The sequence below is a fragment of the Streptomyces niveus genome (genome assembly GCF_001723055.1).
Lineage (GTDB): Bacteria > Actinomycetota > Actinomycetes > Streptomycetales > Streptomycetaceae > Streptomyces > Streptomyces niveus.
On sequence record NZ_MDCR01000179.1, the window covers coordinates 1 to 20,055 of the forward strand.

Here is a 20,055-nt window from a genome sequence, read left to right on the forward strand (position 1 = left end):
TGAGCCGCCTCGTCGAGGCGGGCGTCGCGCTCGCCGCGACCTCCAACACCCTCCCCGGCAAGCTCGGCGAGGGCCGCTTCGCCGCCGCGGACTTCATGCGGGAGATCCAGGGGCTCTCCGCACGCTTCCGCCCGCTGCGCATCGACGGTGAGGACTACCGGCACCGGGGACTGCCCGAGGCCCCCGCCCCGCTCACCACCAAGCAGGTGACGCGCGCCGCCCACACCACCGAGGGCGCGAGCCTGGACGACTTCCCCGCCCTGCTCGCCCACCTCGCCACCGTCCACCCCAGCCGATACGGCGCGCTGACGGAGGGGCTGCGCGTCGCCTGCTTCACGGACGTGGGCCCGGTGCCCGACCAGTCGACGGCGCTGCGGCTCGTCGTACTCGCCGACCGCCTGTACGACCGGGAGATACCGGTTCTCGCCTCCGGGCTCCCCTTCGACCGGCTTTTCAGCGACGAGATGCTGAACGGCGGTTACCGGAAGAAGTACTTCCGTGCGATCTCACGTCTCACGGCGCTGGCACGGGACGCAAAGGGCCTGCGCGCCGAGTAAGTTCGGAGCCGTAACGATGTGCGGTGCGCGAGAGGCGTCCGATCAACTCTCGCGTGCCCGATACAGAAGGGTTCCCATCACCATGGCTACCACGCGCCAGGCACACACCGTCTGGGAAGGCGACCTCCTCAAGGGCAGCGGCGTCGTCACCTTCGACTCCTCAGGCATCGCCGAGCAGCCGGTTTCCTGGGCCTCCCGCGCCGAGCAGGCGAACGGCAAGACCAGCCCGGAGGAGCTGATCGCCGCCGCTCACTCCAGCTGCTTCTCGATGGCCCTGTCGAACGGTCTCGCCAAGGCCGGCACCCCGCCGACCAAGCTGACCACCCAGGCCGACGTCACGCTGGTGCCCGGCACCGGCATCACCGGCGTGCACATCACGGTGGTGGGCGAGGTCGAGGGTCTGGACGAGGCGGGCTTCGTCAAGGCCGCCGAGGACGCGAAGGCGAACTGCCCGGTCAGCCAGGCGCTCGCGGGCACGAGCATCACGCTCACCGCGTCGCTCGCCTGATCCGCGGTCTCTGATCCCGCGGTCCCTGATCCGCGGTCCCTGATTTCTCAGGACACGTCAGGCGACACATAAGGCTCCGTGGCCCGCACAGTTCACGTGTGCACTACACCCGTGATACACACGTGCGGGTCACGTTCCTGTCCGCCAACAGGGAGTTGCCTCATGTCCGCAACACGACGTCAGGTCCTGGCCACCGGAGCATCGGTCGCCGGAATCGCGTTCACCGGAGCGGTGTCGGAGCTTTTCGCCGGCACCGCCGCCGCACAGGAAATGGGGCGCAGCGGCTACGGCCCGCTCGTACCCGACCCGGACGGCCTGCTCGATCTGCCCAAGGGTTTCCGCTACCGCGTCCTGTCCAGAACGGGCGACGAGCTCCGTTCGGGCGAGGGCCAAGTCCCGAGCAATCCCGACGGCATGGCGGCCTTCGCCGGCCGCCGCGGACGCGTTCATCTGGTCCGCAACCACGAGAACCGGGCCACCGCGAGCATCGGCGTCCCGACCGTCGACGGCCTGACGTACGACCCTATGGGCAAGGGCGGCTGTACGGCGCTCGAACTCGACGGCCGTAACAACGTGGTCGGCGAGCGGGTCGCCATCGCCGGCACCGCCGTCAACTGCGCGGGCGGGCCCACCCCCTGGGGCACCTGGCTCACCTGCGAGGAGACCGAGGACAAGGCCGGCACCAACGGCTACACCAAGGACCACGGGTTCATCTTCGAGGTCGACGGCGCGGATCCGCACCGCAGCGGGGCCGTACCGCTGAAGGCGATGGGCCGCTTCCAGCACGAGGCGATCGCGATCGACCCGCGTACGGGTGTGGTGTACGAGACGGAGGACGCGTTCGACAGGCCCTTCGGTCTCTTCTACCGCTTCCTGCCCGAGAAGCCGCTCGGCGGTCTGGGATCACTGCGCGCGGGCGGCACGCTGGAGGCCATGCGCGTCCCCGGCGTACCGGACCTGTCGGTCGTCCAGGAGCCCGGCGCGAGCTTCGACCGTGTCGAGTGGGTGCCCGTGCCCGACACCCAGGCGAAGGAAACGCCCATCCGGCTCCAGGACTTCGGCAAGAAGGGCATCACACACGCCCAGAAGCTGGAGGGCTGCTACTGGGGCGACCGGTCCGTGTACTTCGTGTCGAGCTTCGCGAAGAGCGCGGAGGGCTCGGCGGCCGACCACTACGGGCAGGTGTGGAAGTACGAACCGCAGCGGCGCCGGCTCACCCTGGTGATCGCCTTCGGTCCGGACACCGACATCCAGCTCCCCGGGGAGTCCCCCGACAACATCTGCCTCGCGCCCAGCGGTGGCCTGATGGTGTGCGAGGACGGGGGTGGCGCGCAGCACGTGTACGGGCTGACGCGGCACGGCGAGCTGTACGAGATGGCGCGCGGCGCGCAGAACATCGGGACGCCGGAGGAGCCGGAGTGGGGTGAGTTCGCGGGGGTCACGTTCGCGCCGGACGGCGACACGATGTACGTGAACTGCTACACGCCGGGGACGACGTTCGCGGTCACGGGGCCGTGGCGTTAGGTGCCTGACCGGTTGTGCTGAGAAGCGCCGGGCGGGCTGTTCGGCCCGTCCGGCGCCTCGGGGCACAGCGGGCGTCGGGTGCGGTCAGTGGTCGCGCCCGGCCTCCACACCGTCGTTGCCGGTGTCGCCTTCGCCGCCCGCGTCGCCCGTGCCGGTGCCCGAGCCGCCCGCGCCGATCTCCGCGCCGCCCACCGCCGCCAGCGCCGTCGTCACCGGCTGGAAGAACGTCTCGCCGCCCGACGTGCAGTCACCGCTGCCGCCCGACGTCAGGCCGATCGCCGTGCCGTCCGCCGTGAACAGCGGGCCGCCGCTGTCACCGGGCTCGGCGCAGACGTTGGTCTGGATGAGGCCGCTGACGGAGCCCTCCGCGTAGTTCACGGTCGCGTTGAGTCCGGTGACCGAACCGTCGGCCAGCCCGGTGGTGCTGCCCATCCGGATGACGTCCAGACCCACCGCGGCCTCGCCCGCCTGCCCGATCGGCAGGGTCTGGCCGTTACCGAGGTCCACCTCACTGGGCGCGTCGGTGGCCGGGTCGTCGTAGGTGAGGAGCGCGAAGTCGCCGTCGCCGGGGAAGGTCGCGGCCTGGACCGTACCGACGGGCGCGCCGTTCTGCGCCTCGGACCACTGCTCGGCGGCGACGCCGCAGTGCCCAGCGGTGAGGAATCCGGGCGTGCCGTCCTGGGTGGTGACGTTGAAGCCGAGCGAACAGCGGGCGCCGCCGCCGAAGATGGCGTCGCCGCCCTCCAGGAAGGGCTTGAACTCGCCCGCCGACTTCTGGATGCGGGCCACGCCCTCGCCCAGCGAGCGCACGGTCGACTCCAGGGTGTCCCAGCGCTCGCCGGTGACCGTGGTGTCGGCGGTGACGAGGACCTGGTTGGTCCGGGGGTCGACGGCCCACGCGGTGCCGGGGATGGTGGCGTCCCGGGTCAACGTGCCGGTGGCGGACCGGAGTTCGCCCATGCTGTTCCGTACGTTTCTGGCCACGGCGCCGGAGGCGCGCACCCGCTCCGCCGACTCGTCGCCGCCGCTGCCGCCACCGTCGGCGACGTTCACCACGACCTGCTTCTTGGCGGCGTCGTAGTACGCCCCCGCGTAGTCGTCGCCGAGCTGTGAGGACAGCCGCGCGACGAGTTCCGGCGCCGACGCGGCGCTGACCGTCCTCGGGTTCTGTCCCGCGCCGCCGCCCGCGCCGTCGTCCGTGCCGGACTGTGACGCGTTGGCGTTCGGCAGCAGGATGGCCGCAGCGGCGACACCCACCGCCCCGGCTCCCGCGAGTACGGCCTTGCCCTTGGAAATTCGCCTGTGACTCAACTCGTCGCCTCCTGTGGGGGATTACGGAGTCCGACCCCTTGATACGGGCGGTACGGGAGTTGTGTTCAGCGGACCGGGCCGCCGGCACGCGAGGGCCGGCCGGACAACAGCCCGGCCGGCCCCTGACGTAATCAGAATCGACGGTCCGTCAGCCGCTGATCTCGATCTTCTTGTTGCTCTCCGACGACTTGGCCGGCCTCGCCGCTACCTTGGCGGGCGGCTGCTTCGAACTCGCCTTCTGCGACAGGCTCTTGAGCAGTTCGCCGATGTCGACGCCGGTGGTGGACGTCAGCAGTTCCATGCCCTGCGCGACGTTGTCGGTGACCGTGCGCGAGAGCTGGCTCGCGCCGTCCGTGGAGATGACCGTCAGCTTGTCGATGGCGCTCAGCGGCTCGGACGCCTTGGAGACGACGGCGGGCAGTACCTCGACGAGCATCTGAAGCACGGCCGCGTCACCGTACTGGGCGAACGCGTCGGCCTTCTTCTGCATCGCCCCGGCCTCGGCGCTGCCGCGCGCCGTGATGGCGTCGGCCTCCGCCTCACCCTCGATACGTACGGCCTCCGCGAGCGCCGCACGGCGCAGCTTCTCTCCCTCACCGGTGAGCCGTGACCGCTCGGCGTCCGCCTCGGCCTCCTTGACCTGTGCGATCCGCCGGGCCTCTGCCTCCTGCTCGGCCTGGTAGCGGGCGGCGTCGGCCGGCTTACGTACCTGGGTGTCCAGTTGACGGTCCGTCAGTGCCGCTTGGCGCTGCGCCACCTTCTCCTGCTCGCCGAGCACCTCCTGCTGGCGCGCGGCCTCGGCGAGCGGGCCCGCCGCGTTGGCCTTGGCCTTGGCAGCCTCGGTCTCGACCTTGATCTCGGCCTGCTTCAGATAGAAGGTCCGCTCGGCCACCGCGATCTCCTCGGCGGCCTTGAGCCTGGCCTGCTCGGAGGCGCGCTTGGCGATCGCCTCCGCGATGTCCGCCTCCTGCTTGGCACGGGCGGCCTCGGGCCGGCCCAGGTCCTCCAGATAGGAGCCCTCGGTGGTGATGTCCTGGATCTGGAAGGCGTCCAGGATCAGGCCCTGCCCGGAGAGGCTGGCCTCGGCCTCCTCGGCGACCTGGCCGGCGAAGGCGGCACGGTCGCGGATGATGTCCTCGACGGCCATCCGGCCGACGATGGCGCGCAGCGCGCCGGAGAGCACTTCCTGGGTGAAGCCGACGATGCCCTTCTGCTGCCGCAGGAACCGCTGGGCGGCGGCCCGGATGGCGTCCTCGTTGCCGCCGACCTTGACGATCGCGACACCTTCCAGGTGCGCCTTGACGCCGCGCAGGGTCACCGCGCCCCGTACGGCGACGGGGATGTGCCGGCTGGAGAGGTCGAGCGTGAACTTCTGCTGGACGAACGGGACGACGAACACGCCGCCGCCGACCACCACCTTCTGGCCGCTGTTGTCGGTGCTGACCCGGCCGGTGACCGGGTCCGTGGAGGACTTGCCCCGGCGGCCGGTGATGATGAAGGCCTCGCTGGGGCCCGCGACCTTGTAGCGGGTGATGACGACGAGAGCGAGCAGGACGAGGAGTACGACGACTCCCGCCACCGCGATGATCACTGGACTCATTGGGTTGCCCCCTGTTGACGTACGAGTTGTGGACGCCGCACCTGTGGGACGCCGGTCGCCGCGCGGCGGTTCGGCGGTTCGGCCGCTCGATGTGCCGGTGTGTCAGCGGCGGGGATCAGCGTTCGACAGGCCGGACGCCGACCGAGGTGGACGAGAGCGTCGACTCCACCCAGACCTCGGCGCCCCGCGCCAGGGGCACCGCGCTTTTCGCGGCGAACTTCACCGGCTGCCCCGCCACCCGGAGCATCACCTCGCCGTAGCCGTCGACGGGAATGGCCGTGACCACGGACCCCGACGTACCGACGAGGTCGGCCCCGCGCGGCGTGGCGTCCGTCTGATCGCGCATCAGCACCCGGCTGAGTCTCCAGGCCAGCCAGCCGGTGACGGCGCCGGCGACGGCGCCCACGACGACGGCGGGACCGACGCCGAGGTCCGTCGTACCGAGCACGATCGCCCCGCCGAAGCCCAGCATCGCGACGAATCCCGCCACGACGGGCAGGGACAGCAGCCCCGCGAACAGCCCGTCGAGGACTCCGCCGAACAGACCTTCGAAGATGCCGTCGAAGATCAGGGCCACCGCCAGCAGGACCACACCGGCGATCCCGAGACCGAGGAACACATCCATGGGTCGTCCCTCCCCCGGCTCTCGCCGGTCCCCCAAGAACCCTTGAATGGGAGGAGATTTTCTCACGGTCCGTCAGGGCGAGCAGTGCCGCGTTCCGGCAATCTTCGAGCGCCGCAACCGCATGATGAACAGTTAGTCATATATTTTCCCTTTATGCCTACAAATGTTCTGAGACTCGTCGCCGTCGCCGTGCTGGGGGCCACCCTGGTCGGCTGCGGAGCCGACACCGACGCCCGTCTGACGGCCAAGCCCTCCCCCAGAACCTCGGCGCAGCAACCCGCCGGCCCCGAGCGCCCTGCCGTGACACCCGTCTTCCTGCGCGGCGCGGACCCCGGCCGCACGACCCGGGCGAAGGCGGCGCCCAAGACCGTCGCGCTGACCTTCGACGCGGACATGACCGCCGATCAGGGGCCACGCGCGGCCCGGGGCGAGCGCTTCGACAACCCGACCCTGATCACCTCGCTGCGCCGCCTCGAAGTCCCCGCGACGATCTTCATGACCGGCCGGTGGGCGGAGGAGTACCCGTTCCAGGCCAGAGAGATCGGCTCCGACCCCTTGTTCGAGGTCGCGAACCACTCGTACAGCCATTACTCCTTCACGGCGGACTGCCACGGGCTCCCGGTGCTCGGCAAGAAGGACATGGCCGCCGACGTGGAACGTGCTTTCGGCGCGTTCCGTAAGGCAGGAGTACGCCAGGTGGTGCCGTACTTCCGCTTCCCCGGCGGCTGCTACGACCGGTCGACGCTGCGGACCCTGGCCCCGGCGGGCCTGACGGCGGTCCAGTGGGACGTGGTGAGCGGCGACGCGTTCGCGACGGACGCGGACGCGGTGGCCGAACAGGTGCTCGCCGGGGTGCGCCCCGGCTCACTGGTGGTCATGCACTGCACGACGAGCGCGGCACCGGTGACGGACGAGGCGGTCCGCACCATCGTGCCGGCGCTGCGGGAGCGGGGCTACCGCTTCGTCAAGGTGTCGGAGCTGATGAAGGGCGCTAGTTGAACACCCCGTACAGATCCTTCGTCAGCGCCCGGGTCCCGGCCGGGGCCCGGGCGGCTCGCACGTATCGACCGGGCGTCAGCACGTACTCCTGTTCGCGCACCGCCGTCAGCCCGGCCGACACACAGAAGCCGGGTTCGTCCCGGTACTCGTGATAGACCCTGGTGATCTTCGCCAGATCCTCGTCACTCAGCACGCGCTCCGCACTGTCGGCCAACGCGCCCAGGTCGCGGGCATCAATGAAGAGGATCCGACCCCTGCGCTCGGGCGACTTGTCCTTCGTCAGCACCCAGAGGCAGGCAGGGACCTGTGTGGAGCGGAACAACTGCTCCGGCAACGCCACGATGGCGGCCACCAGGTCGGCTTCTACGAGCGCCTGCCGGATCCGTGTCTCAGCAGGCGACCGGGAGAGCAGTGAGCCCTTCTCCAGGACGACGCAGGCGGTGCCCCGGTCGCTCAGCTTGGAGACCGCGTGTTGGAGCCACGCGTAGTTGGCGTTGGTCCGTGGGGGGACGCCGTACCTCCACCGGGGGTCGTCCTCGCTCCCCGCCCACTTCCAGAGGCCGATCGGGGGTTGGGCCATGACGAAGTCGGCCTTGAGGTCCGGGTGTTCGTCGTGGGCGAGAGTGTCGCCCCATCGATCGCCGAGGTCGCTCACGACACCGTGGACGGCGAGATTCATTCTGGCCAACCGCCAGGTCCGTTCGTTGATCTCCTGGCCGTAGACCACGGAATCGCCGGAGTCCCCCGGATGCAGGGCCATGAACGTGCCTGCCTGGGCGAGCAGGCCGCCGGACCCGCACGCCGGGTCGTACACGCGCCCGCCGTACGGCTCAAGAATCCCGACCAGCAGCCGGCCGACGGACCGGGGTGTGCCGGAATCGCCGCCGAACCTGTCGAGAAGGAATTCGTACGCCTCGGCGAGCACGTCCGGCGCGGGCCTCTCCTCGGTGCCGGTGAAACGAACGCGCCCGATGAGGGCCACGGCTTCGGCCAGGCGCTCTCGGTCGGCGGTGCCGTCCCGGAAGACCGCCGGCAGGGCGCCCAGCAGTGAGGAGTTCGCCAGCATGATCGCGTTCATGGCGTCGTCGATGGCTTGGCTGATGCGGCGGGTGTCCTTGAGAGCGTTGATCCACTGCCAACGGGCGCTCCTGGGAACCCAGATGACGGGGGCATCCGTCGACTCCCGGTCCTCCAGCAGCTCTTCGACGTGGTCCTCGTCGTACCCCTCCGTAACAAGCCGCGCCCTCAGAGCGGAGCGATTCCCGGCGAACGCGTCGGAGACGTACTTCAGAAAGATCAGGCCGCCGACGTACTCCGGGAGATCCATCACGTCGACCGAGCCGCGCAGCCTGTCCGCGGCCTCCCACGCGGCATCCTTGATCTCCTGCATGGCGGGCGGACCGTCTCCTTCGACCGTCGGTGCGGGGCCTTTCGAGGTTATGCCCAAGCCGGTCGAAACGCCCCGCGGAAGCGGTAACGTGACGGGTCATTAGCTCGTGAACCGGGCACGGAGCACACGGGGCGAAACGGGGAGTCGGCATGGCGAGTATCGGTCTGGCCGCGGCCATCGAGGAGTTGCGGCAGGAGCTGTACCAGGCGCAGGACCTGGGGGCCGGCCAGCAGTTCGCGTTCGGCGTGGAAGAGGCGGAGTTGGAGCTGCTGTTGGAGCTGCGCAACACCGGCACAGGGGACGGCAAGCTCAGCTTCGGCGTCGCGACCGTCGGTGTCGGCGGTGAGCACTCCACCGTCCGTACCCACAAGTTGACGCTACGGCTGTCGGTCCGGGACCGTGCCGCAGGCGGCACCGACGCCGAGATCAGCGACAGCGAACCCGGCTCCTGGGACGAGGAGTGAGATGGATCCGCGCAGGCTGGCGCTGATTCGCGGGGGCACCGCACAGGAGCGGCGAAGTGTCGGGTCCGGGTATCTGATCGCGCCGCGTCTGGTCCTCACCGCCCGTCATGTGATCGAGGACCGCGACACACGCGCCGAATGGCCCCAGATCCAGATACGGGTGGGGCACCCCGGAGAAGGCAGCTCCGTACGCACGAAAGCGAGCGTCCTCTGGCGGCACCCGCAGGACCTGGACGTCGCGCTCCTGCTGACTGACGACCCGGTGGAGGTGCCCGACGGCCCGGTCCGCTGGGGCCACCCGGTCGGCAAGGCGCCGCTGCGCTACGAGGGGCTCGGATTCCCGCTGGCCACCGCCGAGGAGGAGCGCGAGGTCGAGCATCTTCGGGGAGTGCTGCCCCTGCTGTCCTCGGGCTCGCGCGCACGCTATGTCCTCGACCAGGATCCCGCGCCCGATCACCGGACCGACGGACGGAAAGCCTGGGGAGGGGCCTCCGGGGCCGCCGTCTTCTGCGACGACCATCTCGTGGGTGTGGTGATCGAGGACAACCAGTCCTACGGAAACCGGCGACTGCGCGCCTCCCCGGCACACGCCTTCGTCCAGGAGGGCGAGTTCGAGTCTCTCCTGCGACAGTACGCCGACGGTCCGGCACAACTGGTGAACATCGGCGCGTCGTTGCCCAAGGCCGGGCCACCGGCCGACCGTGCGCCGGCCGAGCAGGCCCTTGAGCTGGCACTGTGGCACTTCCTCGGCGACCCCAAGGTGTGTTCCGTCCACGCCCGGTCGCTCGCCCTGGAGTTGGGCTATCAGGTCCCCGCCGACTACGCGCCCTCCCTGTCCGATCTCATGGCGCTGTTCGCCGGGAACCGTCGCGCGCTCGCGTCGCTCAGCGGCACCCTGGCGCCGACCCTCACCGAGGACACAGCCCGCGACCGGCTGACCGCCCTGCTGACCCGGGCGCGAGCCGCCGGGCTCGGCTCGCTGCTGTCCCTGGCGGAGTACGAGCGCCTCGTGCAGCTGCTGAGCGGCATCTGCAAGGAACGCGCCACGCTGCTGCCCCGCGCCGCGAGCGAGGCGCTGCGCTACGTCTGCCTTTCCGACACCCTCTCCCGCACCCATCTGCCGGTCGACGAACTCGGGCCTTTCGTGGAGGAGTTGGAGGCGATGTCCGACAGCTTGCAGGTGCCGGACGGCACGCCGCAGGTCCCGGCGCTGCTGCGGCTGGTCGAGTACGTGGCAGCCGCCGTGGGCGGTGAGGAGGCGGCGGAGCTGCGCGAGTGGTCCGCCCGGGTGGCCGGCCGCACCGGCATCCACCCGACCGCCCTCGACGAGCGGCGCGCCGACGCGGTCCTGTGGGGAGCGCGGCAGCCGTCGCCGGTGTCGCGGGTGGTCCTGGAGCTGACCGGGGGCCAGGCGTCCTCGGAGGAGCGGTACGTCTGCCGGATCCTCGTCGCCCGCAAGGACGGTACGCGGGCGGTGCTCCACGAGTCGCGGACCGTACCGAAGACACCGGAGGAGATCGCCGTATGCCTGCGTGAGGCGGTGGATTCCGCGGCCGACGAACCCGGCCAGGGCGACCAGGTGCCGTGGGTGACGGTGCTGGTCGACCGGCAGGGGCTGCATCTGGCCGTCGACGAGTGGAACCCCGGGGCGCCCAACGAATTCGTGCCCGACCGGGCGATCGGCGCTGAGTACCGGATGACCTTGAGCTGCCCCGACATGAGCGCGCGCGTGGTGACCCGCGACCGCGATCAGCGGCGCAGATGGCAGAGCGGATACCTGACGCCGCTGGTCACCGACCAGAAGTGCGCGACCGACCGACAGCTGGATCTGTTGCTGAAGACAAGCCACCGTGACGCCGCCCAGGTAGTCATCAACGGGCCTCGCGAACAGCGGATGCGGCTGCTGGAGCTCTGCCTCGCGCGCGGTGTGCCCGTGGTTCTCTGGGACCGCGAGGCCGACGGCTACGCGGACGCGCCGAAGCTGAGCCCGCTCGACCCCCTCGGTCTGCTGGCCGAACTCCCCAAGCGTGTCTACGAGTTCCGGGCCGAGGCCCTGGAACCGACGGCGACGACGACGGCACGCCCCGCCCTGGTGTGGGAGGAAGACAGCGGCCACCCGAAGCCCGAGTCGCTGCGACTGGCGGATCCCCGGATTGGAGTTCAGGTCTCATGACATCCACCGAACCGGGGCCCGCCCCCGACTGGCGGCTGTTCCAGGGCGACGGGACGGCCCGCAAGGTCGCGTTCCCCCAGGCCCCGCCATGGCGCCGGTTCGATCCGGAGGAGCTGTCGGCGGGCGAGAAGGTCTCCCGTCCGCGGCCGTATCTCATCGGCGCCGACGAGGCCGAGATCGTCAACGCCGCCCTCCATCTGCGCCGTCCGCTTCTGGTCAACGGTCATCCGGGCACCGGCAAGTCGTCCCTCGCCCACGCCATCGCGCACGAGCTGACCCTCGGCCGGGTCCTGCACTGGCCGGTCAACAGCCGCTCCGCCCTGCGGGACGCGCAGTACGAGTACGACGCCGTCGGCCGGCTGCGCGAGGCCAACCACCAGCGGGACGCCGGCGACCCGGACATCGGCCGGTACGTCCGCCTCGGTCCCCTGGGCAACGCCCTCGTTCCCCGCGAACGCCCCCGGATCCTGCTCATCGACGAGCTGGACAAGGGCGACGTCGATCTCCCCAACGACCTGCTCACGGTCTTCGAGGAGGGCGAGTTCACGATCCCCGAACTCGCCCGCCTGCCCGACAGCCACCCCCCGGTCCTGGTGCAGACCGACGACCCCGACCACCCCGCGCCCGTCGTACGGGGCCGGATCCGCTGCCGTGAGTTCCCCGTCGTCGTGATCACCAGCAACGGCGAACGCGACTTCCCGCCCGCCTTCTTGAGGCGCTGCGTCCGGCTCGACCTGCCCGAACCCGACGAGCAGCGGCTGCGGGACATCGTGGCCGCCCACCTCGGGGACGACGCCCTGCACGACGTGGACGATCTGCTGGAGACCTTCCTCAGCCGCCGGGCTCCCGGTGAACTCGCCACCGACCAGCTCCTCAACGCCGTCTTCCTGAGAAAGGGAGGCGTCGGTCTCGACGCGGGCCGCCTCCTCGACGCCGTACTGCACGAACTCGGCGGAGCGGTGTGACGGCGTGCTAGGGCGTCTGCGCGACGTACTGGCCAAGAGCGGGGTGACCCTCGCCGACGAGGAACTTCTCGACGTCCTGTGGCTCGCGGGGAACCTGCCGCCGGACGCCGCGCCCCTGGTCCGGGCACGTCCGCCCGCCGCTCCCGAACCGCGCCCTGGAGGCCAGGACGGCAACCGCCCGACGCAGCCCTCGCCCACCACGCCCCCCGAACAGGCGGGCCCGGAGCCGTCGGGGGACTCCGCACCCGGACTCCCGCTGCGGGCGGCGGCGCAGGCGGACGGGCGCGCCGAGCGGAACTCGACGCCTCGCAGAGCGCTCGCTGTGCGGGCTCCCGACAGCCGTCTCCTCGACGCCCGGGAGCTGCGGCTGGGCAAGTCCCTGCGACCCCTGCGACAGCGGTTCCCCGACCATCGGCGCCACGAGCTGGACGTCGTACGGACCGTGGCAGCCATGGCCGACACGGGACTGCCCGAAACCGTCACCCGCCCCGTCAGAACGCGCTGGCTCTCCCTCGCCCTGCTGGTCGACGACGGCGTCTCCATGGTCCTGTGGCAGCGTCTGGCCACCGAGGTGCGCACGCTGATGGAACGCGCGGGGGCCTTCCGCGACATCCGCGTGTACGGACTGGACACCCGCGGCGCCGCTGCTCCACGCCTCAGCACCCGCCCCTACGGGCACAAGGGGCCCTATCAGACGCCCGCGAGCGTGAGCGACCCGACGGGGAACACGCTCGTGCTCGTCGTCAGCGACGGTGTCGGCGAGGCGTGGTGGGACGGCCGTATGCGCGACGTGATGCAGCTGTGGGCGCGCTGCGGCCCGACCGCTGTCGTCCACGCGCTGCCGACCCGCCTGTGGGCCAACTCCGGCATCACGGCCCAGCGTTGGCGGGTCGCCACGCACCGCCGGGGCGGCCCGAACACCGACTGGCACATCACCGACCCGGTCCTGCCGCCCGAGCTGGTGACGTTCGACTCGGTCCCCGTGCCGGTCCTCGAACCCTCGCCCGCCGCCGTCGCAGGCTGGGCGCGGCTGATCGCCTCACCCGGAACCACCGCGCAGCTCCCCCTGTGGAGCGCGGGCCGGCCCGCCACCGGCCGCCCCTTCGCCGATACGCGCCAAGGCGACGTCGCGGACGCCGTCCTGCGCTTCCGGGAGGCCGCGTCACCCGAGGCGTACCGCCTCGCGGCCCATCTCGCCGCGGTGGCTCCCGTCACCCCGCCGGTGATGCGCCTGGTCCAGAACGCGCTCGGACCGCCCACGGACAACGGACACATCGTGGAGGTCTTCCTCGGCGGCCTCATGCGGCAGACCACGGCCGCCTGGCCGACCCATCTCCCCCAGCACCAGCTCTTCGACTTCTCGGACGAGGCCCGCCGTCTCCTTCTCGGCGCCCTCTCCCCACAGGAGCTGCTACGGAACACCCGCTCCGTCACTCGGCAGTTGGAGGCCGCCATCGGCCGCTCCTCGAACTTCCCCGCCTGGGTGGGCCATCCGGACGGAACCGCCGTGATCGCCGACACCGACCGCTCCTTCGGCTGGCTGAAGGAACGCCTGCTGCGACGACTGGGGGTGCCGCCGGTGAGCGCCGGAGCGGGCGGCGCGCCGGAGGCGCCGCCCGTACGCCTGCCGGAAGCGCGGCGCGAGGCCGGGCGTGAGACCGGACGCGAGACCCGGCCCGAAGCCCCGCACGAGGGGTGGCCCCCGGACATTCCGCCGGGCTGGTCGCAGCTCCTGCGCAGCGATCCCCAGCGGCTCGGCTCGTACCGGCTCTACGCCCGCAGCACCTGGGGCTGGGACGACCCGGGCATCTATCTGGCGCAGGACGAGGACGGCACGACGGTGCTGATGCGCACGCCCACCCCGTTGTACTCCATGGACCCCCGGCAGGCACTCGAACTGATCCGCACGGAGGCGGAGTGCCTGGAGCGCATGCGGGGCAGATACGCCCCCCGGCTGCTCGACTGGGACGACGGCCGGCGCCAGGGCATGCCGTGGCTGGCGGCGAGTTATCTGCGCCGGCGGGAGGACGATCCGGGTTCGGGGCCCGCGCCCAATCTGCACGCCTTCTTCGGAGAGCAGGCGGGGTCCGTCGGTGACGCTCTCTTCCGGCGGGTCGGAGGCGACCTGGCCCGCGCGGTGCGCCACGCGCACAACGTCGGCCTGGTGCACGGGACGCTCGCGCCGAGGACCGTACTGGTCACCGACCACGGTGTGCGGCTTGTCGGGTGGATGACAGCGACGCGGGACGGTGTCCACAGCGACCACCGGGAGAAGTACCCGCGCAGCGAGTCATACCTGGTGACAGGAGGGGCCAGCCCCGGTCGCGGTCCGACCAGGGAGAGCGACATCTACTCGACGGGCGCGCTGCTCCTGGCCTTCGCCACAGACCGGTGGAGCGACTTCCGGCCCGACGAGGACGCGCTCGCGAGACTCGCCGCGTCGGAGATCGACCCGCGCCTCGTCGAAGTGCTCTGGGCGTGCCTGGATCAGGATCCCGCGGCCAGGCCGACCGCCGACGAGCTGGTCGACGCGTTCGCGTCGGGTTCCGACGACGAGACCGACCTTGCAGGGTCGGCCGACGACCTGGCTCTCGCCGAGAGCCTCGTCCTCCGGTACCGGGCGTCGGCGCGGCGGCAGCCCGGCCTCCACCGTTCCGAGCTGGCCTCGGCTCTGAAGAACCTCTCCCAGCAGCTGAGCGAACGGGGCAGGCGGGTCGAGGCGCTGGACACCATCACCGAGGCCGTGGAGTTGTACCGGGAACTGGCTGTCGAGCACCCCGCCGCCGGCCGCCCCGACCTCGCCCGGGTGTTGAACAACCTCGCCGTCCGGCTGGGCGATGCCGGCAGGCACGAGGAGTCACTCGCGGCGATCACCGAAGCCGTCCAGCTTTTCCGGGAGCTGGCCGCCGAGGACCCTCACTACTACCGGGCCGCCCTCGGCACCACTTTGAACAACCTCGCCAACCGGTTGAGCCATCTCGGCCGACGGGAGGACGCGCTCGCCGTGATCACCCAAGCGGTGGAGCTCTACCAGGAGCTGGCCGCCGACCAGGCCGACTCCCACCACCCCGAGATCGCCAGGTCGTTGAACAACCTCGCCAACCGCTTCGGTGAGGTCGGCCGGCACGAAGAGGGCCTCGCGGCGATCACCGAAGCGGTCCGGCTCTACAGGGAACTGGCTCTCCAACGCCCCCGGCCGTACATCCCGGCCCTTGCATCGAGCCTGACCAACCTCGCCGTCCGGCTGGGCGCCGTGGGCCGGCGGGAGGAAGCGCTCGCCGCGTTGCGGGAGGGGCTGGAGATACGGCGTGTACTGGCCGAGGAGCGACCCGAGGTGTACGGAGAGGACCTTGAGCAGTCGTTCAGAGTCCAGTCCTGGCTTCTGGACGGGGACGGCGACAGGCCCTAGGGCGTGTCCGCGAAGTCCCGTCTGGCTCACGACGCCTGGCACGCACGCTCTCCCCCGTAGCCCTTCGGGCACGGGAGGTGCCCCCTGCGTTGTCGGACTCGACCGAGTACGGCCGGGCCATCCACAACGCCGATCCTCCGCCTTGCGATCGCACGCACCAGACGCCGTGAGCCCCGCCCTACGGGCGGACGACGCTACTTCGCGGACACGCCCTAGCCCGAGCAGGCCGTCCGCTGCGCCTCGTGCCATTCGCAGACGGGGCACAGCGTGCTGCCTTTGACCGATTCCGGGTACTCGGTCGGCTCCCCGCAGTGCACGCAGTCGGCGTACACCACCGTCCCGCCGCCGGTCGGTTCGTCTCCTATGGCGTCCATACCGTCGAGCGTACTGAACCGCGCGCTCAGCCCCGCCGGGTGCCCAGCACGCAGACCGCCCCCACCACCACGGCCGCCACCAGTACGGCAGCCGCCAGTGGCAGGCCGAGGGTGTGGATCACGCCCGTACGCGAGCCGGTCACCAGGCCGGAGACGGCGGCCTTCGCCGGGGATCCGGTGGTCACCAGCGCCAGCAGTGCGAGGAGGGCCGTCGACGCGAGCGACCAGCCCCGGCCGCGCAGCAGGGGCCGTGAGCACAGCGCGCCGACCGCCGCGCCGGTCAGGAGGCAGACCAGGGCCACGAGCAGACCGGCCGCTCCGGCGGACAGCGGCGCCACGTCCACCAGTCCGTCGGCGCTCCTGCGCTCACTGACGGCCGTGACGATCACCGTGCCGGCCACGCCGAACGCGCCCGCGCACCCCGACGCGGCCAGCAGCGCGGCGAGATGGGCCTGCGGCATGCCCGACGCGGCGGCCGTGACGGCGCGCGCCGCGTCCGGTTCCTGCGTGACGCAGATCCGGACCAGCCACGCGGTGACCGGCAGCAGCGCGGCGGCGGCGACGCCGAGCGAGTCGAGCACCGGCTCGCCGCCCTGGACGCCGACGGCGAGGAAGATCCCGTAGAGCAGCAGCGGGGGCAGCCAGCGCTGCGAGCGCAGCAGCATGGCGGCGTGGTAGCGGAACAGCGCGGTCATGAAGCGGCCTGCCCTGTCGTGGCAGGCTCAAGGCTCACCTCATGGATGTGCCAGGGCGGGCGCGCCGCGAGCAGTGCGCGCAGCAGGGCGTCGGAGTGCGCGGCGGCGACGGTCAGTTGTACGGTCCCGCCGGCGGGACCGCGCTCGTACGTGGGGCCGCCGGGCAGGGGCTCCGGTGGCGCCGCGCCGGGCGGGCCGACGGCCACGATCCGTACCCGTGGCCCTTGTCCGGCCGGGGAGTTCACCCCCGTATCGCGTACGAGGGCGTTGCCCGCCAGCGCGTACACGTCGTCCGCCGCCCCTGCCAGGCGCCGTGGGTCGTGGTCGACGAAGACGACGGTGCCGCCGGCGGCGACGCGTTCGGCGACCGCGAGGTCGAGCTGTGTGCGGGCTGCGGAGTCGAGCCCGGTCCATGCCTCGTCCAGCACCAGCAGTTCGGGCCCGGCGAGCAGAGCCTGTGCGACGGCGACCTTCTGGCTGGTGCCCTTGGAGAGTTCGGAGAGCGCCGTACGGGCGTACCGCGCCGCCCCGAAGCGCTCCAGCCACTCGTCGGCGCGCGCCGCCGCCCGCGCGCCGCGCAGTCCGTGGATCCGGCCCAGGTGGGTCAGATAGCCGGCGGCGGTGAAGGGCAGTGCGACGGGGAAGCGTTCGGGCACGTACGCGGTGCGGCCGGGGCGGCCGGTGACGCGGCCCTCGGTGGGCGAGTCGATCCCGGCGAGCAGGCGCAACAGGGTCGACTTGCCTGTGCCGTTGGTGCCTTCGACGCGGATCAGGCGGTGCGACGGCAGCACCAGGTCGACACCGCGCAGCACCCAGGGGCCGCCGACACCGTAGCGGCGGCCCACTCCTCGTAGTTCCACGCGTGGGTCAGCTCCCGGACGCCTTCACGGGCGTCAGCTCGCTCGGCCGGACGATGACGAAACCCTCGCCCTGGAGCATCAGCTGGACGGCCTCGCCGGAACCGCCGCGGATCATCGAGCCCATGGACTGCGAGCGGTGCAGCGAGGTGTTGAGCTGGGCACTCCAGCCGACGACGGCGTCGGTGTCGACGTACACGGGCGCCTGCGCGCTGACGGGGATGACGATGGGGGTGCCCTCACAGATGATGGCGAGCTTCCCGTAACCGCTGAACAGGCTGTTGAAGAGTCCACCGCCGGTCATGCCGGCGCCCTTCACGGTCTTGATCTCGTAGGAGAGGGTGGCGTCGAAACACAGGACGTTGCGGCCGTTGACCGTGAGCGCGTCGCCCTGGTCGATGTCGACGATGAAGCAGTTCGCCGCCTCGTGGGCGAACCACGCCTCGCCCTGGCCCTTCACGGCCATCAGCGGCAGTCCCTCGCCGGTGACGGCGCGCTTGAGCATGCCGCCGATGCCCTGGCCCTTGCGTTCGAACTGGAGATTGCCGCGGAAGGCGATCATCGACCCCTGACGCGCGTGCATTTCGCCGTTGACGGCGTACTTGACTGATTTGGCGTTCTGGAGGCTCATCCCGGGGGTGGTCGCCTGCTGCGCCATGTTCTCGCTGGCAAAGAGATCGCTCTTCATGCGGAGCATGGTCACCCGGAGGCGCCCATTCCGCCAACAATCGTGCGAGTCGGGGCTGGCACACTTGCGCTGTGAGCAACGACGACACCCGCCAGGAGACGCCCGCCCACGGCTCCGTCAAGGGCCCGGCCGACAGTCCGTTCCGGCATGAGCGGACGGCGCGCGACGAGGCCCCGCAGTTCGTGCTGCCGCTGGTGGTGCGGATCGAGAAGGCGGCGCCGCCGACCCGTACCGACGCGCTGGAGGCCGCTGCCCGCGCGGTGCTCCGCATGCTCGCCGACGAGCGGTCGACGGGCGACGGCGAGTGGGCGCAGGCGATGCGGGACTGGCAGGACGCCCGGATCCGCAAGGTGGTGCGCAGGGCGCGGGGCGCGGAGTGGCGGAAGGCGACGCAGCTGCCGGGGATCACGGTGACCGGCCCGGAGACACCGGCCGTTGAGGCGACCGCCCCGGAGGCACCGGCGACTGAGGCGACCGGCTTCGCCCCGTACGCGGAGGTACGTGTCTTCCCGCCGATCCCGCTGGACGGCTGGCCCAAGGAGCTGGCGAAGCTCCAGGTCTCCGGCACCGACCTGGACGACCCCGGGCCCCCGCCCGCCGCGGCCCCGGCCGGGCCCGTGCTCTGGCTCAGCCCCGACCTCGACATGTCGGCGGGCAAGGCGATGGCGCAGGCGGGCCACGGCGCGCAGCTCGCGTGGTGGGAGCTGTCGGAGACGGACCGCAAGGCGTGGCGGGAGGCCGGTTTCCCGCTCTCCGTACGGACGCCGGACGCCGCGCGCTGGCGCCAACTGACCGTCAGCGGGCTGCCGTTGGTCCGTGACGCCGGGTTCACGGAGATCGCGCCGGGGTCCAGCACGGTGGTCGCCGATCATCCTTCGCTGCGGCGTTGAACGCTGCCGCGCCGGGATTCGTATCTCCCGATACCGCTAAGTAGGTTGAACGACCGGTCAGTGAGCGGTTGATTCGGCAGTGGCACGCGGTGGTACGCGGTGGCACATCGGCCCGGGAGACACTTTGTTGCGACGTATCAACGGCACGGCACTCATCATCGCGGCACTCGTCGCGACGGTAGGGGCGCTCGCCTTTCCTGTCTGGTCGTACGCCGACCGCTCCGGTACGGGGGAGGCGAATCTCGCGGCGTCGAGCGTGGCGACCCAGTGGGGTCCGCTGTCGGCGACCGACCGCGACTTCCTCGTGAAGGTGCGGCTCGCGGGCCTGTGGGAGCTGCCCGCCGGACAGCAGGCGATCGAACGCGCCCCCAGCCAGGCCATCAAGGACGCCGGCGACCATCTCGTGGTCGGCCACTCCGACCTCGACGCCCGCGCGCGCGACGTGGCGGCGAAGCTCGGTGTCGCGCTGCCGAACCAGCCCAACGAGCAGCAGCAGGGCTGGTTGCGGGAGCTGTCGGCGGCCACGGGGGCCGAGTACGACAGGAAGTTCGCCAACCTCCTGCGCAACGCGCACGGCAAGGTGTTCGCGCTGGTGGCCGAGGTCAGACATACGACACGGAACACCCTGATAAGACAGCTCGCGACCGACGCCAACCAGACGGTGCTCGACCACATCACCATGCTGGAGGCCACCGGGCTGGTCGACTTCGACGAGATCGCGAGAGAGGCCGCGGGCACGAAGACCGCCAGCCCCACCGGTCCCCCGCCGCCGAACGGCAGCCTGCCACCGTCGCCGCCGGCCGCGTCGCCGACCGGCGACAGCTCCTTCACCTCCCGGCCGTCCACCCAGCCGGGCGCGCCGACAGCCGTCAACACGAACCGGCCGGCGCCGCCGAGTGCCGAGGAGTCGCCGTGAACGGGGCCCTTGAACGGGGTCGATTCGTCCGGCTCGGGCGGGAACCTCAAATGATGCTCTGAACGTCCCCTCCTCTGGATTCACCGGCTCTCGGCGGGGCCAATACCTCT

General features: G+C 71.3%; 18 protein-coding genes. 10 read left to right on the forward strand and 8 right to left on the reverse strand.

The genetic code is table 11. From position 1 onward, the window contains the following. The 3 genes from zapE to BHU15_RS21340 form a co-directional block, all read left to right on the forward strand. On the forward strand, positions 1-557 hold a 557-nt coding region (zapE, locus tag BHU15_RS21330), incomplete at its 5' end, for an AFG1/ZapE family ATPase (protein ID WP_141726849.1). 82 nt (positions 558-639) lie between these two features. Continuing rightward, complete coding sequence (locus tag BHU15_RS21335) at positions 640-1,065, forward strand: OsmC family protein (protein WP_069628662.1); 426 nt, start codon at positions 640-642, stop codon at positions 1,063-1,065. Positions 1,066-1,227: 162 nt separating this feature from the next. Then, positions 1,228-2,589: an alkaline phosphatase PhoX gene (locus BHU15_RS21340; protein ID WP_069628663.1), complete on the forward strand. Its 1,362-nt coding sequence runs from the start codon at positions 1,228-1,230 to the stop codon at positions 2,587-2,589. Positions 2,590-2,673: 84 nt separating this feature from the next. On the opposite strand, the gene BHU15_RS21345 is transcribed toward BHU15_RS21340, so the two are convergent. The 3 genes from BHU15_RS21345 to BHU15_RS21355 form a co-directional block, all read right to left on the reverse strand. Beyond that, positions 2,674-3,900, reverse strand: coding sequence for a S1 family peptidase (locus tag BHU15_RS21345; RefSeq protein WP_069628664.1), 1,227 nt, complete (start codon positions 3,898-3,900; stop codon positions 2,674-2,676). Between the two features lie 148 nt (positions 3,901-4,048). Further along, positions 4,049-5,500: a flotillin family protein gene (locus tag BHU15_RS21350; RefSeq protein WP_069628665.1), complete on the reverse strand. Its 1,452-nt coding sequence runs from the start codon at positions 5,498-5,500 to the stop codon at positions 4,049-4,051. 115 nt (positions 5,501-5,615) lie between these two features. Beyond that, positions 5,616-6,125, reverse strand: a complete 510-nt coding sequence (locus BHU15_RS21355; protein ID WP_069628666.1) for an NfeD C-terminal domain-containing protein — start codon at positions 6,123-6,125, stop codon at positions 5,616-5,618. Positions 6,126-6,278: 153 nt separating this feature from the next. Here BHU15_RS21355 and BHU15_RS21360 point away from each other — a divergent pair, with 153 nt between their 5' ends. Beyond that, complete coding sequence (locus BHU15_RS21360) at positions 6,279-7,124, forward strand: polysaccharide deacetylase family protein (protein ID WP_069628667.1); 846 nt, start codon at positions 6,279-6,281, stop codon at positions 7,122-7,124. Here BHU15_RS21360 and BHU15_RS21365 read toward each other — a convergent pair. Continuing rightward, the gene (locus tag BHU15_RS21365; RefSeq protein ID WP_069628668.1) at positions 7,117-8,514 is read right to left on the reverse strand and encodes a type I restriction-modification system subunit M; all 1,398 of its coding nucleotides are present in this window, start codon (positions 8,512-8,514) and stop codon (positions 7,117-7,119) included. The genes BHU15_RS21360 and BHU15_RS21365 overlap by 8 nt on opposite strands. Positions 8,515-8,663: 149 nt before the next feature. Here BHU15_RS21365 and BHU15_RS21370 point away from each other — a divergent pair, with 149 nt between their 5' ends. The 4 genes from BHU15_RS21370 to BHU15_RS21385 are packed head-to-tail and all read left to right on the forward strand — an operon-like array spanning position 8,664 to position 15,525. Continuing rightward, a complete protein-coding gene (locus BHU15_RS21370) occupies positions 8,664-8,978 on the forward strand; it encodes a trypco2 family protein (RefSeq protein WP_069628669.1) in 315 nt (104 codons plus the stop codon). 1 nt (position 8,979) lies between these two features. Next, complete coding sequence (locus tag BHU15_RS21375) at positions 8,980-11,151, forward strand: VMAP-C domain-containing protein (protein ID WP_069628670.1); 2,172 nt, start codon at positions 8,980-8,982, stop codon at positions 11,149-11,151. Next, positions 11,148-12,116, forward strand: coding sequence for an AAA family ATPase (locus BHU15_RS21380; RefSeq protein ID WP_069628671.1), 969 nt, complete (start codon positions 11,148-11,150; stop codon positions 12,114-12,116). Before BHU15_RS21375 ends, BHU15_RS21380 begins: the two co-directional genes overlap by 4 nt. Before the next feature lie 4 nt (positions 12,117-12,120). Continuing rightward, positions 12,121-15,525: a protein kinase family protein gene (locus tag BHU15_RS21385; protein ID WP_141726850.1), complete on the forward strand. Its 3,405-nt coding sequence runs from the start codon at positions 12,121-12,123 to the stop codon at positions 15,523-15,525. Positions 15,526-15,737: 212 nt separating this feature from the next. Here BHU15_RS21385 and BHU15_RS40230 read toward each other — a convergent pair whose 3' ends face one another. The 4 genes from BHU15_RS40230 to BHU15_RS21400 are packed head-to-tail and all read right to left on the reverse strand — an operon-like array spanning position 15,738 to position 18,139. Beyond that, positions 15,738-15,899, reverse strand: a complete 162-nt coding sequence (locus BHU15_RS40230) for a hypothetical protein (RefSeq protein WP_167756086.1) — start codon at positions 15,897-15,899, stop codon at positions 15,738-15,740. Between the two features lie 26 nt (positions 15,900-15,925). Further along, positions 15,926-16,594: an ABC transporter gene (locus tag BHU15_RS21390; protein ID WP_069628673.1), complete on the reverse strand. Its 669-nt coding sequence runs from the start codon at positions 16,592-16,594 to the stop codon at positions 15,926-15,928. Next, a complete protein-coding gene (locus BHU15_RS21395; RefSeq protein ID WP_069628674.1) occupies positions 16,591-17,454 on the reverse strand; it encodes an ABC transporter ATP-binding protein in 864 nt (287 codons plus the stop codon). The genes BHU15_RS21390 and BHU15_RS21395 overlap by 4 nt, the downstream gene beginning before the upstream one ends. Positions 17,455-17,461: 7 nt before the next feature. Further along, positions 17,462-18,139, reverse strand: a complete 678-nt coding sequence (locus BHU15_RS21400) for an AIM24 family protein (RefSeq protein ID WP_069628677.1) — start codon at positions 18,137-18,139, stop codon at positions 17,462-17,464. Positions 18,140-18,210: 71 nt separating this feature from the next. On the opposite strand from BHU15_RS21400, the gene BHU15_RS21405 reads away from it, so the two are divergent. Further along, on the forward strand, positions 18,211-19,029 hold the full coding sequence (locus tag BHU15_RS21405) for a peptidyl-tRNA hydrolase (RefSeq protein WP_069628675.1): 819 nt from the start codon (positions 18,211-18,213) through the stop codon (positions 19,027-19,029). A 127-nt stretch (positions 19,030-19,156) separates the two neighbouring features. Next, positions 19,157-19,945 (forward strand): DUF4142 domain-containing protein, encoded by a 789-nt coding sequence (locus BHU15_RS21410; RefSeq protein WP_171908409.1) that lies wholly within the window; start codon positions 19,157-19,159, stop codon positions 19,943-19,945. Positions 19,946-20,055: the final 110 nt, after the last annotated feature.

Excerpts from the sequence above, each read along its gene's own strand:
- BHU15_RS21335 (WP_069628662.1), top strand. The coding sequence starts at position 640 with ATGGCTACCACGCGCCAGGCACACACCGTCTGGGAAGGCGACCTCCTC.
- BHU15_RS21340 (WP_069628663.1), top strand. The coding sequence starts at position 1,228 with ATGTCCGCAACACGACGTCAGGTCCTGGCCACCGGAGCATCGGTCGCC.
- BHU15_RS21350 (WP_069628665.1), bottom strand. The coding sequence starts at position 5,500 with ATGAGTCCAGTGATCATCGCGGTGGCGGGAGTCGTCGTACTCCTCGTC.
- BHU15_RS21355 (WP_069628666.1), bottom strand. The coding sequence starts at position 6,125 with ATGGATGTGTTCCTCGGTCTCGGGATCGCCGGTGTGGTCCTGCTGGCG.
- BHU15_RS21360 (WP_069628667.1), top strand. The coding sequence starts at position 6,279 with ATGCCTACAAATGTTCTGAGACTCGTCGCCGTCGCCGTGCTGGGGGCC.
- BHU15_RS21365 (WP_069628668.1), bottom strand. The coding sequence starts at position 8,514 with ATGCAGGAGATCAAGGATGCCGCGTGGGAGGCCGCGGACAGGCTGCGC.
- BHU15_RS21370 (WP_069628669.1), top strand. The coding sequence starts at position 8,664 with ATGGCGAGTATCGGTCTGGCCGCGGCCATCGAGGAGTTGCGGCAGGAG.
- BHU15_RS21375 (WP_069628670.1), top strand. The coding sequence starts at position 8,980 with ATGGATCCGCGCAGGCTGGCGCTGATTCGCGGGGGCACCGCACAGGAG.
- BHU15_RS21380 (WP_069628671.1), top strand. The coding sequence starts at position 11,148 with ATGACATCCACCGAACCGGGGCCCGCCCCCGACTGGCGGCTGTTCCAG.
- BHU15_RS40230 (WP_167756086.1), bottom strand. The coding sequence starts at position 15,899 with ATGGACGCCATAGGAGACGAACCGACCGGCGGCGGGACGGTGGTGTAC.
- BHU15_RS21390 (WP_069628673.1), bottom strand. The coding sequence starts at position 16,594 with ATGACCGCGCTGTTCCGCTACCACGCCGCCATGCTGCTGCGCTCGCAG.
- BHU15_RS21400 (WP_069628677.1), bottom strand. The coding sequence starts at position 18,139 with ATGAAGAGCGATCTCTTTGCCAGCGAGAACATGGCGCAGCAGGCGACC.